Raw genomic sequence first — 22,147 nt, 5'->3', positions numbered from 1 at the left:
TCTTAATCTATTTTCATATAAGCTGAATTTACTATAGCACAAGGGATTCCCGGCAGCAAAAAATGCGAGATTGTGAGGAACGTCCTAAGCTTAGGCAAGAGCTCCAGCGCGTGCAGCCGCGCATAGGCGTTGCGCAGGCTGCAAGCCTATGGTATCGTTTCGTCATAATGAACGAAGCATTAAACGGAATGGAGCGAATAATGAAATGAAATCGCTTGTACTGGCAGAGAAGCCAAGCGTGGCGAAGGAAATCGCCCGTGTGCTCGGCTGCGGACAGAAGCAAAAAGGCTACATGGAAGGCTCTAAATATATCGTTACCTGGGCGCTTGGCCATTTGGTGACGCTGGCTGAGCCGGAGGATTACGACCCCAAATATAAAACTTGGAATTTGGAAGATTTACCGCTGCTTCCTCCGAAAATGAACCTGAAGATCATGAAAGAGACGTCGCAGCAGTACCGTGTGGTAGCGCAGCTGTGCAAACGGCAGGATATAAGCGAGCTTATTATCGCAACCGACGCGGGGCGGGAGGGCGAGCTCGTCGCCCGCTGGATCATGGAGCTGGTTCATTGGCGCAAGCCCTTCAAGCGTCTTTGGATTTCTTCGCAGACGGATAAAGCGATTAAGGACGGCTTTAACAGCCTTAAGCCGGGCAAGGACTATAACAATCTGTATGCTTCAGCCGTTTGCCGCGCAGAGGCGGATTGGCTGATCGGGCTAAACGTGACGAGAGCTTTAACGACCAAATACAACGCACAGCTTGCGGCGGGGCGCGTACAAACCCCTACGCTTGCGATGCTGATGGACCGGGAACAGGAAATTCAATCTTTTCAATCGCAGCCTTATTGGAATGTATCGGCTGAATTCGGATCATTCTCTGCGCTTTGGCGCGAGCAGGATACCCATGACGGAAGAGTGTGGAGCCGCGAAGAGGCCGAGGCGATATCCGCCCGCATCAAACAAGGAAGCGCAAAGGTAAGCAGGCTTCGAACGGTGGAGAAATCCGAGCCCCATCCTCAAGCCTATGATTTGACCGAGCTGCAAAGAGATGCGAACAAACGGCTCGGCTTCTCGGCCAAGCAAACGTCCAACGTTCTTCAGAAGCTTTACGAGCAGCATAAGCTGGTGACCTATCCGCGTACCGATTCCCGTTATTTGTCGAGCGATATGGTTCCTACATTAAAAGGACGCCTTGAGAGTATCGCCGTAGGCCCTTACGCGCAGTTGGCCCGTAAGCTGGTAAGAATACAGCTTCCGATTACGAAGCGTATTGTCGATGACACGAAGGTGACGGATCACCATGCGATTATTCCGACGGAGCAATTCGTTAATATTTCAGCTCTGACCAATGATGAACGCAGGCTGTATGATCTGATCGTCAGACGGTTTATCGCTTTATTTTATGGCCCTTACAAGTATGACGAGACGAGCGTTGTGCTGACCATTGGCAAGGATTCGCTTTATGCGAAGGGCAAGATCGAGAAAGATAAAGGATGGAAGGAAATCTATCAGTCCGATGCGTATTCATCCGGCCAAGAGGAGGAGGAAGAGGACGACAACGGAGCGGGCGAGTCCGGACAAGGCAAAGCCGACCGTCAGCCGGCGCAGCTGCTCCCGCCGCTCACGATCGGGCAGCCGATTCCGATTAAGCAGCCTAAGCTGCGCGAACTGCGGACATTGCCGCCGGCACGTTATACCGAAGCAACGCTGCTGACCCGTATGGAAAAGCATAGTCTGGGTACACCCGCGACAAGAGCCGATATTATAGAGAAGCTGCTTGGTACGGATACGATTACGCGTTCGCAAAACAAGCTGATGCCGACCGGCAAAGGAAAACAGCTGATCGAGCTGGTAGTGAATGAGTTGAGGAGCCCGGATTTGACCGCAAAATGGGAACAAGAGCTGGAGCGCATTGCAAAAGGCAAAGGCGACCCGGGGGCTTTCATGAAAAATGTCCGCCAGCAAGCGGCGAAATGGGTGTCGGAGGTTATTGCGGAGACGAAGGAATACAAGCCGCACAATCTGACGCACTCGCGCTGTCCGGAATGCGAGAAGCCTTTGCTTGAAATTAACGGCAAGCGGGGCAAATCGCTCGTTTGTTCGGACCGTGATTGCGGTTACCGCCGTGCTGCGGAACCCATGCTCTCGAACAAGCGTTGTCCGAATTGCCATAAGAAAATGGAAATCAAAGACGGCAAGGCGGGAAAATTTGCGCAGTGCAAGCCATGCAGCGTGATTGAGATGCTTGGCGACAAGCAGGGCGGCAAAGTTAACCGCAAGCAAAACCAGAAGCTGATCGAGCAGTTTAGCGATAATACATCATTGTCGAACAGCTTGGCCGATAAGCTCAAGGCAGCGCTGGAGAAGCAAGCAGACAAGTAAAAAGAGGAAAAGCGGCAAGCATCTCAGTAAGGTGAGCCCCGCAAAACGAATACTGTTTCTGTAAAATGAAACCCAGTACCCTGTCGGTACTGGGTTTGTTGCGACACTATATCACCCGCAAGGCTTCAGGACTTCCAGCAAAGTTTCGGAGCTGATCGTGAACGGTGAGCCTTGTATCGAAGTGCAGGCGGAGTCGCTTGCGGCTATAGGCGGCGACCGCATATTTCTGCTCACGGATGCGGAGGAAATAAGGACCATAACGTCATTCGATTGCTGGATAATCCCAATTGGAGAGCGCTCGACTCCGTTAAGAAGGGGAGGTATCACATTGCTGTCAGCTCGTGGAACTTCGATGATCCGGTCACCCGGGATCGGCTGTTACCCGTTCTGCCAAGCATTTTGCGGCTGCATTCCATTCGCAGAGATAAATGCTTTGGAACGGATTGAGCTTGTATGGCCGGCTTCTTTTGCGCTAATCGTTTTACTAAAGATTGCTAGACTAGGGAATTAAGGCTCTTAACCTATGACAATCATCCAAGAGACAGATAGCACTCTGACATATGCTATGGATGAAGCAATAGGAAAGGGGATAGATTGAAATGGGCGGACATCAAGGCAGGCAGCTGGCCAGCAAATGGGCAAAGACCGCGACTTTGCTTTCCCATTCGAGTATCGCGCCGCATATACCTCCAACAAGGAAATTTACAGCGGATAATCTCAAGGCGATGCTCGATGCGCATCAGATGGTTGTGGTAAAGCCGGTGGTTGGCGCCGGCGGGCATGGAGTCATTAAGGTTGCGCATGATAGCAAAGGTTACGTTTATACCTATTATTCGCAGACCAAACGTTTTGCTAGTTTTGGAGCGCTAATAGGAGCGCTTAACAAAAAACGGAGAGGCCGGTCTTATCTGATTCAAAAAGGAATAAATTTGGCTACGGTAGACGGCAGGCCAATCGATTATCGCGTGAAATACGTGAAAACGGAGAATGGCTGGGTATATCGGGCGATCGTGGGGCGGATTGCCAAAAAAGGGCTCTTCGTAACAAACTTATGCCGCGGCGGCAAGCTGGTATCCGGGGCACAGGGCATCAGCAGGTCCCTGTCGCCTGCGCAGGTTACGGAGAAGAAGCGGAAGATGCGGGAGCTCACCGTGCTGTCGACAGGCGTGCTTGAAGCCAAATATCCGGGCATCGGCCAGCTGGGTTTTGATTACGGCATCGACAAACAAGGCCATATTTGGATCTTCGAGGTGAATACGCGGCCGCAATAAAAGCACTTAAAATTCACATGATGCAGCTTAATCGAATAGGGTGCCGCAGAGGCCAAACCGGCTTCCGCGGCACCTTATTTGATTAGTTTATCGCCGTATGCAGGAAGAGAGTAATATATTCCATTAATAGATTTATAGATTCCGATTAAAGTTTTTTATTGATAAATTGGAAAATTCTCCTGTGGATAACTATATCCACATTATACACCCTGATTTTGCTCAACGATAAATGAATATGCACACGCTGTGCACAGCGTATACACAAGATATTGTGTATAACCAGTGCTGTTGTCCTTCTAATAGTGCCATGCTACTATGAAAAAGTAATAACCAAAGTATGGAAGAAAGGGTGTGTAGTGTTGGAGCTACTGTCTGATGAAATGTTAGTAGACACCTATTATGCAGCTATCCAGTTTGAACTGGAGCCAGAATTCATTCGAATGCTAGCGATTGAAATGAAGCGCAGACGGTTAAATCCGGAAGCCGTCAAGATTACCGCTTGATCCCTGCTGCAGTACTTTGCCTTACAACATGATTACCATTCCATAACCGAGACCTCGGTTGTTTGATTGCAAGACTGGCAATATACAAGATGCATGCAGGAAAAAGTTTTTTGCACGGCGGCCTGACTTAAAAGCGGTTCGTCATCTATTTGTTCATAAGGTGCATAGGGACCCGTCAGATCGGATGAACGACCGCAGTCGACAATTGCGCTATCGCAAGAGGAGCAGCGTACATGCAGAGATTGAATCCCGTTACAAACCGGACAAAACATAAGGGTATCCTCCTTGGCACACCGTGCATATGTATGCGATAGGTGCATGAATGAACTAAGCCAAGGTTAGGATACCCTTTTGTTTATTTTTTAAAAGACGCAAAGCGAATTTGAAGCATTAAAGTTTCATGTTGCTGCTGTGGCCAGGCGACAGTTTGGCATTTGGATCGACGTAAACCTTCGCATTGTTAATGGCGGTCGGCGCTTCGCCGAAGCCTACGGCAATCAGCTTGAGCTTGCCGGGATAGGTCGTAATATCGCCCGCGGCGAATATTCCCGGTATATTGGTCTCCATCCGGGTATCCACAAGAATTGATCCGCCTTGTATTTGGATTCCCCAGTCCGCAATCGGACCAAGGGAAGAAATGAAACCGAAGTTAACGATAACGGCATCCACGTCGAGTTCGGATGTTTCTAACGTCTTGACGTCGGTTAACGTCACTTTTGAAATGCTGTCCTCGCCGTGCAGCATGGTAATTTCTTTTGGCGTAAGGACGTTTACTTTGGAATTCATAAGATTTTCTACGCTATGCTCATGCGCTCGGAATTTATCGCGGCGATGAATGAGCGTCACGCTCTCAGCAATCGGCTCCAGCATAAGCGACCAGTCCACGGCCGAGTCGCCTCCACCGCTTATCAGCACTTTTTGCCCCTTAAACCGCTGCAAATCGCCTACGAAATAATGAAGGTTTTTTTTCTCGAATCTTGCGGCATCCGCCAGATCAAGCCTGCGCGGTTCGAATGCGCCTACTCCCGCTGTTATAATGACGGCTTTGGCATAATGAACGCCTTTGTCTGTTATAATCTCAAAGAGTCTTTCGTCATGCTTAATAACGTTAGTGACCTTCTCTTCCAAACAGATCTCCTGTTTAAAATGGGAAAGCTGCTCTATCAGGCGGTCGACCAGTTCCTGAGCCGTTACTTTCGGAAATCCAGCAACATCGTAAATATATTTTTCAGGATAAAGAGCAGCAAGCTGGCCGCCTAGCTGCGGCATGCTCTCAATCAGCTTTACTGAAGCCTGGCGCATACCGCCGTAAAAAGCAGCAAACAGTCCCGCAGGCCCTCCTCCGATAATTAAGATATCGACGGGGTTTACTGCTGTTTCAGGGTTAGACAATGTAGCCACCTCCGCATTTTAAGCTTTACGAATACCATTATAATGCTTCGCGGAAGAAGAAGGAAATATTTAATTTGTATAGAGTTCTAAACAATTTCGTATAATTTGCCCTTGAACTTTTACTGAAAACTATGTAAAATTTCTGATGTATGTTAAGCACGGGACTGGTTGCTATGAGCGATGAAAGATGCCGCCAAACCGTCTCCGATTCATTGATAAAATGGCTTTATTTAGAACACACTGAACTTATAATTATAGATATTCGGTTTAGCATGTGTAATTTTTCACAATGTATAAATACAAAGATAAGAGGAATGGATGGGATTAATCGATGAGTAACATACCTAAAATCGTCATTCTTGGCGCAGGGTACGGAGGTATTTTGACCGCGCTTCGTCTGCAAAAAGAATTAAATTACAATGAAGCCGACGTTACATTAGTAAATAAACATGACTATCATTATATTACGACACATCTCCATATGCCGGCAGCAGGCACGGACAATCCGGAAAATGCGCGAGTCAGCATTTCAAAACTGATCGATGAATTTAAAATCGATTTCGTGAAATCCACCGTCGTGCAAATCCGTCCGCAAGACAAAAAAGTTATTCTCGAGGACGGCACTTTGTCTTACGATTATTTGGTTATCGGCCTTGGCGGCGAGCCGGAGACATTCGGCATTCCGGGTCTAGGCGAGCATGCCATGAATATTCGCAGCATCAATTCCGTTCGTTTAATTCGCGAACATATCGAGTATCAATTTGCTCGTTTCAAACGCGAACCGCATCGTACGGACTATTTGACGTTCGTGGTTGGCGGAGCGGGCTTTACGGGCATCGAGTTCGTCGGCGAGCTTTCCGACCGTATCCCTGAGCTCTGCAAGCAGTTCGACGTAGATCCGGCGCTTGTGAAAATTTACAATATCGAAGCGGCGCCGACGGCACTGCCTGGTTTTGACCCTGAGTTAGTGGAATACGGCATGGACGTTTTGACTAAGAAAGGCGTAACGTTCCGTATCGGCACGGCAATCAAAGAATGCTCGCCGGAGGGCGTTATTGTCGGCGAAGGCGAAGAAATTAAATCCGCAACCGTGATTTGGACCGGCGGTATCCGCGGAAACCGCTTGATCGAAGAAGCAGGTTTTGAGACGATGCGCGGACGCGTGAAAGTGGATGAATTCCTTCGTTCTCCCGGCAATGAAAACATCTACATCGTTGGCGACAACTCGCTGATGTTCAACCCGGAAGGCCGTCCTTACCCGCCTACGGCTCAAATCGCGATGCAGCAAGGTGTCGTTTGCGCGCATAACCTTGTCGCTTCCATTCGCAATCAGCCGCCTAAAGGCTTTACGTTCAGCAACAAAGGTACGGTGGCGTCACTCGGAAAAGGCGAAGCAATCGGTATTGCATTCGGCAAAAAATACAAGGGACGCGTAGCTGCTTGGTTGAAAAAAGCAATCGATCTGCGTTACCTGTTCATCATTGGCGGCATCTCACTCGTGCTTCGCAAAGGTAAATTCCTATAATGAGACACTGCAGCGTACAAGTTCGGGGTTTGCTCACCAGAGATGAGCTGGATCGTTACAACGCATTGATGGAGGTCGGTTCCTTCTTAGAATCGCAGACGCGCTACGACTTGGCTTATACGGTGCAAAAGGAAGTTGACCTGCTGATTCAGCCGGCAATCGAGCGGTTGAAGGACAAAGGCCGCGAGCGTGACCGTGCAACCCAAGAATATTTGGATGCAAAGCGTCTAAGCGCTGAAGAAGACGAGGATGAGGACGACATTTAAAATAAAGGCTTTCGCACTTGATACGGCTACGATGCCGGTCAAGCGCGAAAGCTTTTTTTTAGCCAAATGGCATAAAAAAAAGCATCTAGAAGATGCTCTAGACGCTTGAAAAGGTATCGCTATTTTTACAAAGACCTTATTCAACATCATAACAGGCGGGAAAGAAACAGTCTATTCTTTTGGCGGAATTTTATTTATAGTAAAGCAGCCGGCAGCAAAAAAAGGAATTGGAGTGTTGCAGCTATGGATGATTGTTTAGTGGCAATTGAAGATTTACAGCAACATGCGAAGGAAACCTTTGGTGCCGGCTATATGGTCAAGCAAGTTACCAACAGGCATGGAGGCGCTCAAAAAACCGTCTATAAAGTGATGTGCACGAATGGTTTTAGGTTCATGCTGTATGTCTGGGAGCTGGCGATGAATTATTTTCAAGAGGAAATCGAAAGGCTGCCAGAGAACGAGCGCACCTATGGATGCGGGCTATTCGAAGGAAATCAAGCTTTTTTAAGCAAGCATGGCATACGGACGCCTGGCATTTATTATATAAACAAGGGAAGAGAGCGATATCCCTTTGACTTTGCTTTTGTCGAATATATCGACGGCCCGGATGCAGCGAGCTTTTTGAATGCTGACGAGGAACCTAAGGAAAAAGTGTTCGGGCAGCTCGGATCGATGCTTGCACGGATGCACAGCTTAGAGAGGAATTATCATGGATTGATAAACGATGGCTTTGTTCGTTCCGGCAAATGCCATTTGCAGGAATTGGAACAAGCGCAGCAGCAGCTGGCCTATGCTTCGGATTATATAGCGGCATTCAAGGAAAATCAGATGAAGCTGCTGGAAAAAGTGCATGAGCTGGCATCCAAAATCGAGGGAAGAGAGCGATACAGCTTTATTCACGGTGAGCTTGGCCCGGATCACGTTATGGTGAATGACAAGCTGGAGCCCTACTTAATTGATATTGAGGGAAGCCGCTATTACGATTCCGAATATGAGCACAGCTTTTTGACGTTTCGATTTGGAGCTGCTTACTCTTATTTGGGCAATGACCGGCTGGATCGGAACCGTATGTTGTTTTACAAAATGTATCATCATCTCTCCTGTACAACCGGCGGTTTAAAGCTGCTGCATCGCGGGTTTCCGAACCGGCAGCTGGCAATGGATATCACTCGGCATAATTATCGAAGCGCGCTTAAATTCATTGCTGTAAGCGTCGACGATCTCGAATAATGAAAAGACAGTCCGAGCTGCCTTTATCGAAAGGCTCGGACTGTCTTATTTATGCCGTTAGGCTGTAAACCTATATTGCGAGCAATGCTGCGAACTTCTCGCCGTTTAAGAAATTGCCGACATAGAAGTCACCGAAGTCCGCGAAGCGCGCGCTTACTTCGTCAAAGCGCATTTCGTAAATCAGCTTTTTGAATTGAAGAGCATCGTCCGCGAACAGCGTAACGCCCCATTCCCAATTGTCGAAGCCGACGGAGCCGGTAATGATTTGTTTTACTTTGCCTGCGTAAGAACGGCCGATCATGCCATGGCTGCGCATCATCGCCTTGCGATCGTCCATGCTGAGCATGTACCAGTTGTCTTGGCCGTCGCGTCGTTTGTTCATCGGATAGAAGCAGACGTGGTTTGCTTTTGGCAGAGACGGCTTCAGTCTAGCGATAATATCCGGATTCTGCATCGGATCCGAGCCCGGCTGCGCCATATAGTTGCTGAGCTCCACTATGCTTACATACGAATGCACCGGATAGGTAAAGCTAGCGAAGGTCGTTTTGTTGAACGCGGTCTCGATTGCGTTAAGATCCTCTAACGTTTCGCGCAAATGCATGAACATAAAGTCTGCTTTTTGACCTACAATCGAATACACGGCGGTGCTGCCCTGCTTATTTTCATCCACCGAAGCCCATTGCTGCAAAAAAGATTGCAGCTCGTCCAGCGCGCGGCTGCGTTCGTTTTCGTCGGCTAGGCGCCAGGCTGTCCAATCAATGCTGCGGAAATCATGCAGCGCGTACCAGCCTTCTAATGTTTGTGCTGCTTCACTCATTGTATAAATGCTCCCTTCAAGCTCCATAATGATGCTGCCATCATTGTATCTTAATCTAGGCAAGCGGAGCAAATGGCGGTCTTGTGACATTTCTCCTAACGTAATTGACTTCCACCGGACCATTAATTAAACTAATAATCGAGAGTCTGAAAGGGGAAGTCTGGATGCTTCAGTTAATTATTGCAACAGTGCTGTTTTTAGTCATGATGTTCGGTATCGGCTTTATTCTGAATATGTTGTTAAAAACAACGTGGTTTCCGATATATTTGTTTGTTATCGCTTTAATCGTACTTGGCATATGGGCGCCGTGGGATAAATCAGCGACCGCCACGATCGAGAACTTTGCTCATTATACGGTCATCGATTACATACCGGTTATCGGTGCGCTGGTCGGCGCGTACGTGAGCGGATGGGCGATTCAAGCGCTGCGCAAGGGCGGCTACAAAATGTTTTAATCTGAAAATCCCTCATTCGGGGGATTTTTCTATTTTTCGACTCGTCCTGAGCATCGGTTTTTATGTTAAAATGATAGAATGAAAGTAAGGGATGGAGTGGTGCAGTGCGCATCAATAATATATTGCATTACACGGAGCATCATCGGTATTACATATTCCGTGATTTTTCGCTAAGCAGCTTGGACTACAAAATGCTGTCGCTAATCTATCAGCCGATGATTGGCGCTTTTGCCGTCGCATTTTACCAGCAGCTTTATCACGGAATCGCAGAGGGGACTTCGGGTTATTCTTCTATAGAACCACAGCGCAAGCTGTTTCTTGGATTAGGGCTGGAAATGAACGAGCGGGGCCGCAAGCATTTGATCGAGCAGGCATCCAAGCTTGAAGCGGTAGGCTTGCTTCAAACCTCGCGGCTAGGCGTACCCGATAATGCAGATGTTATCTATGAATACGAGCTTTCGCAGCCGTTGTCGCCTGTTGAATTTTTTCGCAATATGCATTTGACGATGCTGCTGCGGGATAAGGTAGGCAAATATGCGGTCATATCGCTCCGTGAATCCTTCGGAGCCAATGAACCGGATGAGTTGGCCGGCGCGCAGCTAACGAAAGAAAACATATCGGTGCCTTTCTACGAGCTGTTTAAGCTGAATATGCAGTCGGTAGACAATGAGCTTGAGCAAGCATTGACAGAGGTAGCGCCCTCGCGGCAAGCTGCCGCGAGATCAGCGCAGGCAACTGCCGGGATCCCCTATGGGGAAATCATTTTGCGCTTTCCGCGGAATTCGGCGAATCGCCGGTTTGTAGAGCGGCTGCGAAGCAACGAAGAGCAGCTCTCGCAGGTCAATTATGTGGCCTACAAATACAACTTGGCTGTCGTGGATATATGCCGTCTGCTCGATGAGGACGGCATTTTCGGAGAAGGCGGCGAGCTGAATATTGACGAGCTTCAGCTGCGGGCCAACCAATTCTACAGGCAGGACAAGAAGCGGGAAGGCGAGCGGCAGCGTACGCTCTCGCGGACGCAGGTGGTTACAAATGAAGCGCAAGCGGATTCCGAAGAACTGACGGAGGAATTCGAGGTTCAGGAGCAGCATTATTTGCAAGTACCGAACCAGCTGCTTGGCCGGTGCGATGTTCAGCAGTACAATATGCTGATGCGGAACGAACCGCATACCCGCTTTCTGCAGCGGTTTTTCCCTGGCGCGGTGCCGGATTGGATAGAACGCGTATTTGAACGAATGGATCTTAATTATAAATTGGCAGGACCGGTTATAAATGTACTCATTCATTATGTTATTGGAGCAAATGATGCTCAAAGAGTAACGAAGACGTTTTTGGACGCGGTAGCCTCGAATATGCTCGTGAAACAAATTGACACGTTCGAGAAGGCCGTTATTTACGTGCGGGAGCAAGCTCAAGTTGAACAGGACAAGGAACGGCGCAAGGAAGCGGCAGCCAGCTATGCCGGAGGCGGCTATAACGGCTCCAAAGGCGGCGCTCGCAGCGGAGGCAACAGCAGAGGAACATCGCGGAAACCTTCGATTCCCATTGTTCAGGAAGGTCAATCAGCGGCTTCCGTTTCAGCCGACGAGCTTGAGGAACTGCGGAAGCTCGCGCGTAAATTAGACGGCAAATCATAGAAGCGGGGTGAGCAGATGATGGAGTCAATGGGCGAGCTGCTAAAAGCATGGCCCACAGGTCAGGCACTTACGGAGCAAGCGGAGAACAAGCTGACCGAGCTGCTCGCGGAACCGCTTGTCGAGAAGCTGCGGGTGAAATATCCGGATTTGGATGAGCGGACAATCCGGCTTAATCTGAACCGCGTTTACCAATACGTAACCGAATATCGAAACTGCAGCAACTGTCCGGGGCTGGATAAATGCCCGAATGATTTCGAAGGGCACTATACGCTGCTTAGCTCGGATACGATTAACGGCCTAACCCAGCTTTATGACCGCAAAGTGTCATGCAAGAAATTTATAGCGCGCCAAACAGAGGATCAAATCCGCAGCCGCGTCCGAAGCTTTTACATTGATGAGAAGGCGCTGCAGAGGGGATATTCATCCGATGAGATTTTGACGAATGACATGGAGCGCGCAAAGGCCGTTGGGCAGGTTCTGCGCTATATCGACCGCACGAAAGAGCAGGGCTTGCAGGAGGAAGGCTTGTATTTGGCAGGCCGCTTCGGCACGGGCAAGACGTTTCTGATGTGCTATCTGCTGCATGAGCTGGCCAAGGCCGGTTACTCCGGCGTCATCGTCTATATGCCTGATTTTGTAGAGGACCTCAAGTCGCTCATGCATGAGCCCGGCAAGCTGAAGGAAACGGTCGAAATGATGAAAGAGACCGATTTGCTTATCTTTGACGATATGGGCGCCGAGAATTTGAACCCTTGGGTCCGCGATCATGTGCTTGGCGCAATCTTGAATTACCGGATGCAGCGCAAGCCAACGTTCTACACCTCGAATTACGAGCTGGAGGCGCTGGAGAAGCATTTCAGCTTCACAAGCAAGGATGGCGACGAGCTTCACAAGGGGCAGAGGCTGATGGACCGTATAAGGCCTTATGTCGAGGTTGTTATGGTTACGGGAGAGAATAAGCGCGGCCGCAAATAATTTAATTAAGCAGAGCTTTGGTAACAGCATCCTAATGGATGCTGCTGCCGAAGCTTTTTTTTATTTGGAACAAACAAACGTAACGGCTTTTAACCAAATCGGTTGAATGGCTGTTCCGTTTTGTCCGGAAAGGCTGGAAATCATGAAAGGGCATACCAAAGCAGCGAAAAACAGCTCAATTATAAAGCAAACTTATTATACTTATCATTTTTTTGAAATTAAGTATTGACAGTATAAGGGGGGCGCTGGTAAGATTCTCCCATAACCAACTAAACAGGTAGGAATAATAGTTTCCGACCGGACGAACCGGAGTAAACACCTATCAGAGAGAAACACATTTTTCGAATCATAACTTATACGTGTTTCTGCAGACCTGTTAAATTAAAAAGGGGTGTATGGAAAGATGAAGAAAATTACTCATGTTCGTTCCGTCGTTATTTTATTGGCATTGGCGCTGGTTTTGGCTGCTTGCGGTCAAGGCGGCAGCAATAGCGCAAACAAAGCAACCAACAACCCCGCTAACGAGTCTTCGGCAACGAATGCGGCAGCAACGGAAGAACCGGCGAAAGAAGAGCCCAAACCTCCGGTTGAGCTGCTAAATGTATCGTATGACCCTACTCGTGAGCTTTATGTGGATTTTAACGAAGCATTCTCTAAGCATTGGAAAGCGGAAACTGGCCAAGAGGTAACGATTAAACAATCACACGGCGGTTCCGGTAAACAAGCCCGCGCTGTGATCGACGGGTTGAAAGCGGATGTTGTCACGCTTGCGCTTGGTTACGATATCGATGCAGCCGTTGAGCCTGGCTTAATCAATGCGGATTGGCAAACGAAATTCGAACACAATAGCTCGCCCTATACATCCACAATCGTATTCCTGGTTCGCAAAGGAAATCCGAAAGGCATCAAAGACTGGAACGATCTCATCAAGGATAAAGTTGAAGTAATTACGCCAAACCCGAAAACATCGGGCGGAGCGCGTTGGAATTACCTTGCTGCATGGGGCTACGCTCTGAAGCAAAACGGCAATGACGAAGCCAAAGCGCAAGAGTTTGTCGCAGAGCTGTTTAAGCATGTGCCAGTGCTGGATTCCGGCGCACGCGGTTCAACGACTACTTTCGTAGAACGCGGCATTGGCGATGTGCTGCTCGCTTGGGAGAATGAAGCATTCCTATCCATTAATGAGCTTGGTCCGGACAAATTTGAAATCGTATATCCATCCTTGAGCATTTTGGCAGAACCTCCAGTAGCAGTCGTAGATAAAGTAGTTGACGACCGCGGAACCCGCGAAGTAGCCGAAGCGTACCTGAAATACCTATATACCGAAGAGGGGCAAGAAATTGCGGCTAAAAACTACTACCGTCCGATTTCCGAGACTGTTGCCGCAAAGTATGCGGATCAATTTAAAGCGCTGGAGCTGCTGACGATTGATAAAGATTTTGGCGGCTGGAAAGAAGCACAAACGAAGCACTTCGCTGACGGCGGCATTTTCGATAAAATCTACACGCCGGGCTCTTAATGAATGATTTAAACATGATTGGAGCTGACTTCACATGAAAGGTTCCAAGTCCCGCAACGTACTTCCGGGTTTTGGTTTATCGCTTGGATTCACCTTGTTTTACTTAGGCATTATCGTATTAATTCCGCTGGCTGCCGTTTTTTTCAAAACGGCAGAGCTCAGCTGGTCAGAGTTTTGGAGCACGATTACCAATGCTCGAGTAGTCGCTTCCTATCGCGTCAGCTTCCTTACTGCCTTTTTTGCAGGGCTTGTTAATGCGGTCTTCGGTCTATTAATCGCATGGGTGCTAGTCCGTTACCGCTTCCCGGGCAAAAAGCTTATCGACAGCTTGGTGGATCTGCCCTTTGCGCTGCCGACAGCTGTTGCCGGTATCGCGTTGACGGCAATCTATGCGCCTAACGGCTGGGTAGGCTCCCTTTTGGAACCGCTTGGCGTAAAGGTTGCATACTCGCCGATCGGAATTACGATCGCGCTTATCTTTATTGGTCTTCCCTTTGTCGTGCGTACCGTGCAGCCTGTGCTGCAGGATATGGATAAGGAGACGGAGGAAGCGGCCGTTATGCTTGGAGCGTATCGTCTGCGGACGTTTTGGAAGGTCATTTTGCCGGAGCTGATGCCAGCGCTTTTAACAGGCTTCGCGCTCGCATTTGCAAGAGGCATCGGCGAGTATGGCTCGGTTGTCTTTATTTCGGGGAACATGCCGCTGAAGACAGAAATTACGCCGCTGCTTATTATGACGAAGCTCGAGCAATATGATTACGCTGGCGCTACCGCCATTGCGCTTGTCATGCTTGTTGTGTCCTTCCTTATGCTGCTGGTCATAAATCTACTGCAGTGGCGGATGAATCGCCGCACTGTGTCGGACTGAGAAGGGGGCAATAACAAATGGCTGGAGCAATTACCGTACACACAAATGAAGAAGCCTCGAAACGCCCGCAGCATGTAACAGAATCGGCTCCCGTCCGGTGGCTGCTTATTGGAATCGCCATGCTGTTTCTCGGACTGATTGTATTGCTGCCGCTCGCATCCGTATTTGTCGAAGCCTTCAAGAAAGGCGCCGGCGTATACATCGACTCCATAACGGAGCCGGATGCCTTGTCAGCGCTGAGGCTTACGCTTATCGTTGCGTTGATCGCCGTACCCGTTAACACGGTATTCGGGGTTGCAGCAGCTTGGGCAATTAGCAAATTCCGATTCCGCGGCAAAAATATTTTGATCACTTTAATCGATTTGCCGTTTGCCGTATCTCCTGTCATTTCCGGTTTGATCTACGTGCTGCTATTCGGAGCGCAAGGCTTTCTCGGTCCATGGCTGGATGAGCGGGGCATTCAAATTATTTTCGCGGTGCCCGGCATCGTGCTCGCTACCGTTTTCGTTACGGTTCCATTTGTAGCCCGCGAGCTTATTCCTCTCATGCAGGCGCAAGGCGTACAAGAGGAAGAAGCGGCCGCCAGCCTAGGGGCGAAGGGTTGGCAGATTTTTTGGAAGGTCACGCTCCCTAACATCAAGTGGGGACTGTTATACGGCGTGATTTTGTGCAATGCCCGCGCCATGGGCGAGTTCGGCGCAGTGTCCGTCGTATCCGGCCATATTCGCGGGGAAACGAATACGCTGCCTTTGCATATCGAAATCTTGTATAACGAATATCAATTTTCGGCATCTTTTGCGGTTGCATCTTTACTAGTTATGCTTGCCGTCATTACGTTGATCGTAAAAAGCATTGTGGAATGGAAGTCCGGCCAGCAAAAGGCCGTAAGTTCCGACTAAACGAATTTAAATGGAGGGGTTTCGTATGGCAAAACCGTTAGAAGTAGATCAACAGTGGCTGGAGCGAATCGCAGATCAGGTGGGCGGCCTGAAATATGGGCATGTGACGATTACCGTTCATGACGGCAGAATCGTACAAATTGACCGGACGGAAAGAACGCGTTATGACGGATCCTCTCAGAAGCAGCCAGTCCCGTCCGAGTCCCAGCAGCAAGCAAAGCAGCGGGATAACCAATCCTCCGGCGAGGCGCTGCGTATCGTCCAGTAGCTGATCTTTGAGTCGGCACACCAAATCCATAACGAAATAATGAAGCAAGGAGCTGACCCAAGCGATCTAGAATCGTTGGGACCGCTCCTTTTTTTATATGAATAGTAAGCTCTTATTGTATCTAAGCCCATTGTTTCCTACAATGGAAGGAAGAAAAAGCAGCTTGCAGGGAGAATGAACATGCCGGATTGGAGCTATCATACCTTATTTCGTCCTTTGCTATTTAGGTTTCCTGCCCGTTTGAGCAGAGCGCTTACGCTGCATGCCATCGGCGGACTAAGCAAAATACCCGGCGGATCGTTCGTGGTTCGGATGTTTGGCCATATGGAGCCGTCGCCGCTTTTAGAGCGCGAATTAGCAGGGGTTTCTATAAATACGCCGATTGGACTGTCCGGGGGCGTTGATCCGGAGGGAATTGCTCACCGAGCCTTTGCGCAATTCGGAATCGGTTTTATTGAGCATGGGCCTGTCACTGCGCAGCCGATCCGCTGCGACAAGCCTATCGTTAAAGATGCGGATAGGGAATGGGTGCAATACCCGGACTATTATGAGAATGATGGCGTTGATCGATTCGCTAGGCGTATTGCCAATCCGGGACATCAATTGCCCCAGTTCGTGCTTATTGCGCCAATGCCGCTTGCATCGCCAGAACAGGCGGCATTTGAGCTTGTAAGCATGATGGATCAGCTTTCCGCTGCAGGCGCTCACGGATTTTATATTGATGTGAATTATGGATCTAGAGGCTGGGAGGATGCCAGCATTATTCTGGAAAGATTCGCAAGCCTGCTGCAAAGCCAGCCCCGGGAGCATCCGCCGTTGTTCCTGTATGTGCCTTCCAATTATCCGAACGAACAGCTGTTGGCGCTAATCGAATCATCGCAAAAAGGGTTTTGGAGCGGGGTCGTCGTTGGCGAATCCGTTTGCTTAGAGGCTGGTTCAGGCTGCGAATGCATAGTAGGCAAAGCCGCAAAGGGCGATTGCTTATCTAAAATCAGGCTTCTGCGCTTGGCATGCGGGGATGGATGGGTGATCAAGGCGGGCGGAGGCGTACATGAGCCGCAGGATGCTCTTGATTTGCTTCAAGCGGGGGCTAACGCCATTATGCTTCATGGCGGCCTCGTGTTTGCGGGACCCGGGCTTCCGAAGCGTATAAACGAAGCCGTCATCTTCGAGCAGGTTAAGGATCAGCCGATAGAAGAGACGGCTTCTTTCTGGAGGCATTGGGGCTGGATGTGCCTGCTCGGCATCGGCATGATGCTTGGTGGCTTGTTATCCTGGATCATAGCCGCAACCACGGTGCTGCTGCCCTACGATTTGTCCTTCATCGGCATGTCATTAGAGGAGCTGCATCACATCAATCATCATTTGCTGCATTTTATGTCCCATGATCGAATCACGTTATCGGGTACGATGATTACGATAGGCATTTTATATTTTCAGTTGGCCAGGCACGGATTAAGGCACAGCCTGCATTGGTCTAGGACGGCGCTGCTCGCTTCAGGGATTGTCGGCTTTGCGAGCTTTTTCCTTTTTGTAGGGTACGGCTACTTTGACCCGCTGCACGCGATGGCTGCCGCAGTGCTATTGCCTATGTTCTTGCTTGCGATTCGGGGCAATCCTGACCGGGCATACCGCCTGCCAGTCAACGTACGAAACGACAGGCTATGGCGCAGGGCATTATGGGGACAGCTTTGCTTTGTGGCTCTAGGTTTTGCGCTTGCGATAGGCGGAATTACGATTTCAGCAGTGGGAATTTCAGAGGTTTTCGTTCGGACGGATCTCGTTTATTTGGATACGACTTCTATTGAGCTGGATGAATCGAATGCAAGATTGATTCCGTTGATAGCCCATGACAGAGCGGGGTTTGGCGGCGCGCTGCTCTGCGCGGCGATAGCTATACTTATCATGGCGTTATGGGGAATTCAGCAGGGCTCGCGCTGGTTATGGTGGACGCTGCTCCTTGCCGGGGCGCCGGGCTTCTATGCCGGCTTAAGCGTGCATCTGTCGATCGGCTATATTGATTTTTGGCATCTTTCGCCGGCTCTTTTTGCGCTTCTTCTTTATATACTCGGACTTATTTTGCTTTATCCCTATCTGATTCGTTTCCCAAAAGAGGATGCGGCTAGGTGACTAACATACAGGGAAAAGGAGGGGAAATAAAAAAAAGGAGCAGCATGCTGCTCCTTTTTTTAAAAATATAAGAAAGTATAAATTTTAAACTTATACGATGCTTATATTTCACTGCGAAACGAGCTTTTGCCGCCAAGGACAGCGTCAGCCGTTTACGCTTGTTACGAAATGATGAACTTTACGATTACGGCAACAGCGAAAATGACGGTCATAAAACCGAGCATTCCGCCAAAGCCGAATACGACATCCATCAAGTCATCGCGGGGCTCTTCGTTAAAATGCTCGCGCGGGTCTCTTACGTTTTCCATCGCCTACGTCCTCCTTGAAAAAGACCGATTGCTTCAATCACAACCTTGAGCGGTCGTCTATGTAGTATCGGTTTATTCAACTTATATTAGTATACCCAAACTGCCAAACAGTTGTAAAGCCAATAGAGGTGACAATTGTAAGACAAAATACGGTCATATTATGCTAAAATGTGTACAGAATCATTAGGCAGTCGGAGGCGAGAGCATGGATCAACAACATACGGAGCGGATGCAGGCGGAGCAGGAGCTTGCAGAGGCCAAGGAGACGATACGGAACAAACTAGCTTTGCTCCCCGATCAATCGGGCTGTTACCTTATGAAAAACAGCGAAGGCGTCATCATTTACGTAGGCAAGGCGAAGGTGCTCAAAAATCGCGTGCGTTCTTATTTCAATGGCAGCCACAACGGGAAAACGCAGCGGCTGGTATCTGAAATTCGCGACTTTGAATTCATTGTCACCTCCAGCAATATGGAAGCTCTTATTCTGGAATGCAATCTTATCAAACAATACCATCCGAGATATAACGTCCTGTTAAAGGATGACAAAACCTTTCCATACATCAAAATAACGAACGAGAAGCATCCGAAGCTTGAGGTCACCAGGCGCATCATCAAAGACAAAGGCAAGTATTTCGGCCCTTATCCTAACGCCTACGCGGCTCAGCAGACGAAGAAGCTGCTTGACCGTCTCTATCCTTTGCGAAAGTGCAAGACGCTGCCGGATAAGGTGTGCTTGTATTACCATCTCGGGCAATGTATCGCGCCCTGTGAATTTGATGTGGAGCAATCGGAGTATGACCGCATGATTCAAGAAATTTCGCGTTTTCTAAACGGCGGTCAGGATGTTGTGAAAATAGAGCTGCAGCGCAAGATGGAGGAAGCGGCAGAGAAGCTTGAATTCGAGCGGGCAAAGGAGCTTCGGGATCAGCTGGTTGCGATCGACGCCGTCATGGAGAAACAGAAAATTACGATGTCTGATGCGCTTGACCGCGATATCTTCGGCTTTGCTGTGGATAAGGGCTGGATGTGCGTCCAGATTCTTTATATGCGCCAGGGCAAGCTGATCGAAAGGCATGGGACGACTTTTCCGTACTACGGGGAAGCCTACGACGATTTCATGACGTTCGTGACGCAGTACTACAGCGATAATCCTGCATTGCCTAAACAGATCCTCCTGCCTGTGCCGCCGGAATATGAGCAAGCGGCAGCAGCAGAGGGCTCAGCGGCCGCAGAGGAAGCATCCTCGCATGCGGACGATGTTATTGCTTCCCTGCACAGCTGGCTGAAGGTTAAAGTACTAATGCCGCAGCGAGGACGCAAGAGCGAGGTCGTAACGATGGCGACGGACAACGCGAAGGTCATGTTGGACGAGAAATTCCGTCTCATCGAGCGGGACGAGGAGCGCAGCGTCAAAGCGTCGGAATCGTTAGCCGGCTGGCTCGGCCTTGAGGAAGTTCGCCGCATCGAAGCCTTCGATAACTCGAACATTCAAGGAACGAATCCCGTCTCGGCTATGGTCGTCTTTACGGATGGCAAACCAGACCGCAAGGAATACCGCAAATACAAGGTCAAGACCGTGAAGGGGCCTGACGATTACGAGACGATGCGTGAGGTCATACGCCGCCGTTACGAGCGCGTGCTTAAGGAGGAGATCACCCCTCCGGACTTAATCGTTGTCGATGGGGGCAAGGGTCAAATCTCGGCGGCGCTGGACGTACTCGAGAATGAGCTTGGATTATTCATTCCCGTGTGCGGACTCGTGAAGGATGCGAAGCATAAGACGGCGCAGCTCATGACCGGCGATCCGGCGGAGATTGTCCCTTTGCCGCGCGACAGCCAGGAATTTTATTTGCTGCAGCGCATCCAAGACGAGGTGCATCGCTTTGCGATTACGTTTCACCGCGAGCAGCGGGCCAAATCCATGGTTGAATCGAAGCTTGATTCGATCCCGGGCATTGGCGAGAAGCGCCGTAAGCTGCTTCTGAAGCATTTTGGTTCCATCAAAAAAATAAAAGAGGCCTCAGTCGAAGACTTTCGGCCTCTGTCTATTGGAGATAAATTAGCTTCGCAAATTATAGCTGCTCTAGGGGAGGAGTCGTCGTAAATGACGGCTTCTTTTCTTTTTTGCGGCTGAAATATTTGAGAGCAAACGCAATGATCACGGGAAGCACCGAGAAAAAGATAGCCGAGATGATATTGGGCGCCGTTCCGATCGTAAGCAAGGACATGCCAACCGCTACGCTGTTAAAGATCGCATGGGTGAACATTGCCGTAATGAACCCGTATCTGACGAAAATAAAGCTGAATAGAAGGCCGATTATCATCAGCTCGATCAATCTCGTCGAGGACGGGTAGAATGGGTACATCACATGCCCAAGCGCCCAGAACAAGGTCGGAAACAGCGCTGCGGCAAATGTGTTTTTGAACCATCTGCGGAATAATCCGATGCCGAAGAAGCGGAAAACGGCTTCCTCCGAAATCGCTGCAGCCCAAGCGAGTACGGGCATTAGCCATAGAATGCCCATATTGTAAGGCGATTGGGTAACATCAGACGTATCCCAAGTACCGATCGTCAATCGGAGCGCAATGAAGATCACCGATTGAATGGCAAACAAAATAACGGCGAATAAATAAGCGAGCCCGACGCTCCGCCATACATAATCCCCATACCCCTTCTGACCGAATCGCGGCCATAAGGCACGGCCTTGGGCTTTCCAGAGGCCATCGCCGGCCACGATCGAGATGTAAATGGACCCGGCCATCGGGATGGTGAGCAGCACTGTGAAAATGGCGGTAAACAGAACCGCTTGCCCGGCAAGCTCGTTTTCGCCTAACGTTGCCCGAATGCCGTCTAGTACGTTTAAGTTCATAATAATGTAAGTGATAAAATAAACGACGGTCAAAATAATGCCGTATTTAAATGATGTGAATTTTCGATACAGCACGGCATAAATTATGGCTAGAACGAAGAGAACAAAGCTCATGAACATATAGCCGAAGCCGGTAAGGAACTCCGCCCATTTATCTTGTTTCTTCACATATTTGATATAGTCTGCGGGGGCAGCGAAGGCTGGCTTGTATTTGGTGATCATGTTTTTGCCATCTAAGTTCTGCGCATAGATATCGATATTAAGCGCAGCTTCTTCGATCACGTAACCGGCAGGCGCTTCGCCGTGCCACTCACCTTTTTCATCGATGCTGCTTTCCTTAAATGCGGCGCCGCCGAAGCTTTGCGTGTTTAGAAAAGCGGCGACTTCGTTATTCATATCGGTGTCAGACAGCCCTGGTCCGTCAATAAGAAAGTTCCAGGCAACGATTTTTTCGCTTTGCATATGTACGTAAACGAAGCCGCTTCGACCGTCCGTAAATTTCAAATCGACCTGGAACGTATCCGTAGGGAAGCTCTGATCGTATTTATCGGTATACGTGTTGACCAGTTTATGTTTGTTTAAGTAGCCGTTTATCAATTTATCGGTTTGATGCACCGCTTTGGCCGATTTCACCTCTAGGCCTGTGTGTTTCTCGGCGAAAGAAGAAGCGCGATCCTCCGCAACTGATTTTGCAATAACTTTTGTGTTTAATTCGCCAGTAACGATGGATGCGATCATTGGGCCTACTTCAACTGAAACATAAATGAGGAAGCAAGCAATTGCTGCCCACAGAAAACGTTTCCATTCGTTTGGCTTGATTGAATCAATCAT

The 22,147-nt window shown here is 49.2% G+C and carries 20 protein-coding genes; 16 read left to right on the top strand and 4 right to left on the bottom strand.

Annotated features, from left to right (window positions below; genetic code table 11):
* The first annotated feature begins 205 nt into the window (after positions 1–205).
* The 4 genes from ACN6MW_RS04735 (at position 206) to ACN6MW_RS04720 (ending at position 4,154) form a co-directional block, all read left to right on the top strand.
* Entirely contained in the window at positions 206–2,380 is a 2,175-nt protein-coding gene (locus ACN6MW_RS04735) for a DNA topoisomerase III (RefSeq protein ID WP_419874428.1), read from the top strand.
* Between the two features lie 157 nt (positions 2,381–2,537).
* On the top strand, positions 2,538–2,891 hold the full coding sequence (locus ACN6MW_RS04730; protein ID WP_419874427.1) for a hypothetical protein: 354 nt from the start codon (positions 2,538–2,540) through the stop codon (positions 2,889–2,891).
* Between the two features lie 88 nt (positions 2,892–2,979).
* Complete coding sequence (locus tag ACN6MW_RS04725) at positions 2,980–3,651, top strand: YheC/YheD family protein (protein ID WP_419874426.1); 672 nt, start codon at positions 2,980–2,982, stop codon at positions 3,649–3,651.
* Positions 3,652–4,010: 359 nt separating this feature from the next.
* Positions 4,011–4,154, top strand: a complete 144-nt coding sequence (locus tag ACN6MW_RS04720; protein ID WP_139990516.1) for a sporulation histidine kinase inhibitor Sda — start codon at positions 4,011–4,013, stop codon at positions 4,152–4,154.
* A gap of 390 nt (positions 4,155–4,544) precedes the next feature.
* Here the strand turns inward: ACN6MW_RS04720 and ACN6MW_RS04715 are convergent, their stop codons facing one another.
* Positions 4,545–5,546 carry an NAD(P)/FAD-dependent oxidoreductase gene (locus ACN6MW_RS04715; protein WP_419874425.1) on the bottom strand — a complete coding sequence of 334 codons (1,002 nt, stop codon included), beginning with the start codon at positions 5,544–5,546 and terminating at the stop codon, positions 4,545–4,547.
* Between the two features lie 331 nt (positions 5,547–5,877).
* Here ACN6MW_RS04715 and ACN6MW_RS04710 point away from each other — a divergent pair, with 331 nt between their 5' ends.
* The 3 genes from ACN6MW_RS04710 (at position 5,878) to ACN6MW_RS04700 (ending at position 8,567) form a co-directional block, all read left to right on the top strand.
* Complete coding sequence (locus ACN6MW_RS04710) at positions 5,878–7,071, top strand: NAD(P)/FAD-dependent oxidoreductase (protein WP_308994441.1); 1,194 nt, start codon at positions 5,878–5,880, stop codon at positions 7,069–7,071.
* Positions 7,071–7,337: a hypothetical protein gene (locus ACN6MW_RS04705; protein WP_364147045.1), complete on the top strand. Its 267-nt coding sequence runs from the start codon at positions 7,071–7,073 to the stop codon at positions 7,335–7,337. Before ACN6MW_RS04710 ends, ACN6MW_RS04705 begins: the two co-directional genes overlap by 1 nt.
* 243 nt (positions 7,338–7,580) lie before the next feature.
* Positions 7,581–8,567, top strand: a complete 987-nt coding sequence (locus ACN6MW_RS04700) for an aminoglycoside phosphotransferase family protein (RefSeq protein ID WP_419874424.1) — start codon at positions 7,581–7,583, stop codon at positions 8,565–8,567.
* 70 nt (positions 8,568–8,637) lie between these two features.
* Here ACN6MW_RS04700 and hemQ read toward each other — a convergent pair whose 3' ends face one another.
* On the bottom strand, positions 8,638–9,384 hold the full coding sequence (gene hemQ / locus ACN6MW_RS04695) for a hydrogen peroxide-dependent heme synthase (protein ID WP_419876273.1): 747 nt from the start codon (positions 9,382–9,384) through the stop codon (positions 8,638–8,640).
* A gap of 164 nt (positions 9,385–9,548) precedes the next feature.
* Between hemQ and ACN6MW_RS04690 the strand changes: the two genes are divergently transcribed.
* The 8 genes from ACN6MW_RS04690 to ACN6MW_RS04655 all read left to right on the top strand — a co-directional run bounded on the left by ACN6MW_RS04690 (position 9,549) and on the right by ACN6MW_RS04655 (position 18,138).
* Positions 9,549–9,839, top strand: coding sequence for a YuiB family protein (locus ACN6MW_RS04690; RefSeq protein ID WP_419874423.1), 291 nt, complete (start codon positions 9,549–9,551; stop codon positions 9,837–9,839).
* A 104-nt stretch (positions 9,840–9,943) separates the two neighbouring features.
* Complete coding sequence (locus ACN6MW_RS04685) at positions 9,944–11,479, top strand: helicase DnaB (RefSeq protein WP_419874422.1); 1,536 nt, start codon at positions 9,944–9,946, stop codon at positions 11,477–11,479.
* Positions 11,480–11,497: 18 nt separating this feature from the next.
* Entirely contained in the window at positions 11,498–12,454 is a 957-nt protein-coding gene (gene dnaI / locus ACN6MW_RS04680; RefSeq protein WP_419876272.1) for a primosomal protein DnaI, read from the top strand.
* 403 nt (positions 12,455–12,857) lie between these two features.
* Entirely contained in the window at positions 12,858–13,973 is a 1,116-nt protein-coding gene (locus ACN6MW_RS04675; RefSeq protein ID WP_419874421.1) for a sulfate ABC transporter substrate-binding protein, read from the top strand.
* 34 nt (positions 13,974–14,007) lie between these two features.
* The gene (gene cysT, locus ACN6MW_RS04670; RefSeq protein WP_364147056.1) at positions 14,008–14,841 is read left to right on the top strand and encodes a sulfate ABC transporter permease subunit CysT; all 834 of its coding nucleotides are present in this window, start codon (positions 14,008–14,010) and stop codon (positions 14,839–14,841) included.
* A 17-nt stretch (positions 14,842–14,858) separates the two neighbouring features.
* Positions 14,859–15,740, top strand: coding sequence for a sulfate ABC transporter permease subunit CysW (gene cysW, locus ACN6MW_RS04665; protein WP_364147058.1), 882 nt, complete (start codon positions 14,859–14,861; stop codon positions 15,738–15,740).
* A 25-nt stretch (positions 15,741–15,765) separates the two neighbouring features.
* Positions 15,766–16,008 carry a YezD family protein gene (locus ACN6MW_RS04660; RefSeq protein WP_419874420.1) on the top strand — a complete coding sequence of 81 codons (243 nt, stop codon included), beginning with the start codon at positions 15,766–15,768 and terminating at the stop codon, positions 16,006–16,008.
* Positions 16,009–16,188: 180 nt separating this feature from the next.
* Complete coding sequence (locus ACN6MW_RS04655; RefSeq protein ID WP_419874419.1) at positions 16,189–18,138, top strand: hypothetical protein; 1,950 nt, start codon at positions 16,189–16,191, stop codon at positions 18,136–18,138.
* Positions 18,139–18,299: 161 nt separating this feature from the next.
* Here ACN6MW_RS04655 and ACN6MW_RS04650 read toward each other — a convergent pair whose 3' ends face one another.
* Positions 18,300–18,446, bottom strand: a complete 147-nt coding sequence (locus ACN6MW_RS04650) for a YqzM family protein (RefSeq protein WP_364147066.1) — start codon at positions 18,444–18,446, stop codon at positions 18,300–18,302.
* Between the two features lie 205 nt (positions 18,447–18,651).
* Between ACN6MW_RS04650 and uvrC the strand changes: the two genes are divergently transcribed.
* Positions 18,652–20,550, top strand: coding sequence for an excinuclease ABC subunit UvrC (gene uvrC / locus ACN6MW_RS04645; RefSeq protein WP_419874418.1), 1,899 nt, complete (start codon positions 18,652–18,654; stop codon positions 20,548–20,550).
* On the opposite strand, the gene ACN6MW_RS04640 is transcribed toward uvrC, so the two are convergent.
* The gene (locus ACN6MW_RS04640; RefSeq protein WP_419874417.1) at positions 20,519–22,147 is read right to left on the bottom strand and encodes a type II CAAX prenyl endopeptidase Rce1 family protein; all 1,629 of its coding nucleotides are present in this window, start codon (positions 22,145–22,147) and stop codon (positions 20,519–20,521) included. The genes uvrC and ACN6MW_RS04640 overlap by 32 nt on opposite strands.

The sequence above is a fragment of the Pristimantibacillus sp. PTI5 genome, assembly GCF_048572955.1.
GTDB lineage: Bacteria > Bacillota > Bacilli > Paenibacillales > Paenibacillaceae > Pristimantibacillus.
This window is presented reverse-complemented; position numbering and strand designations above follow the sequence as displayed.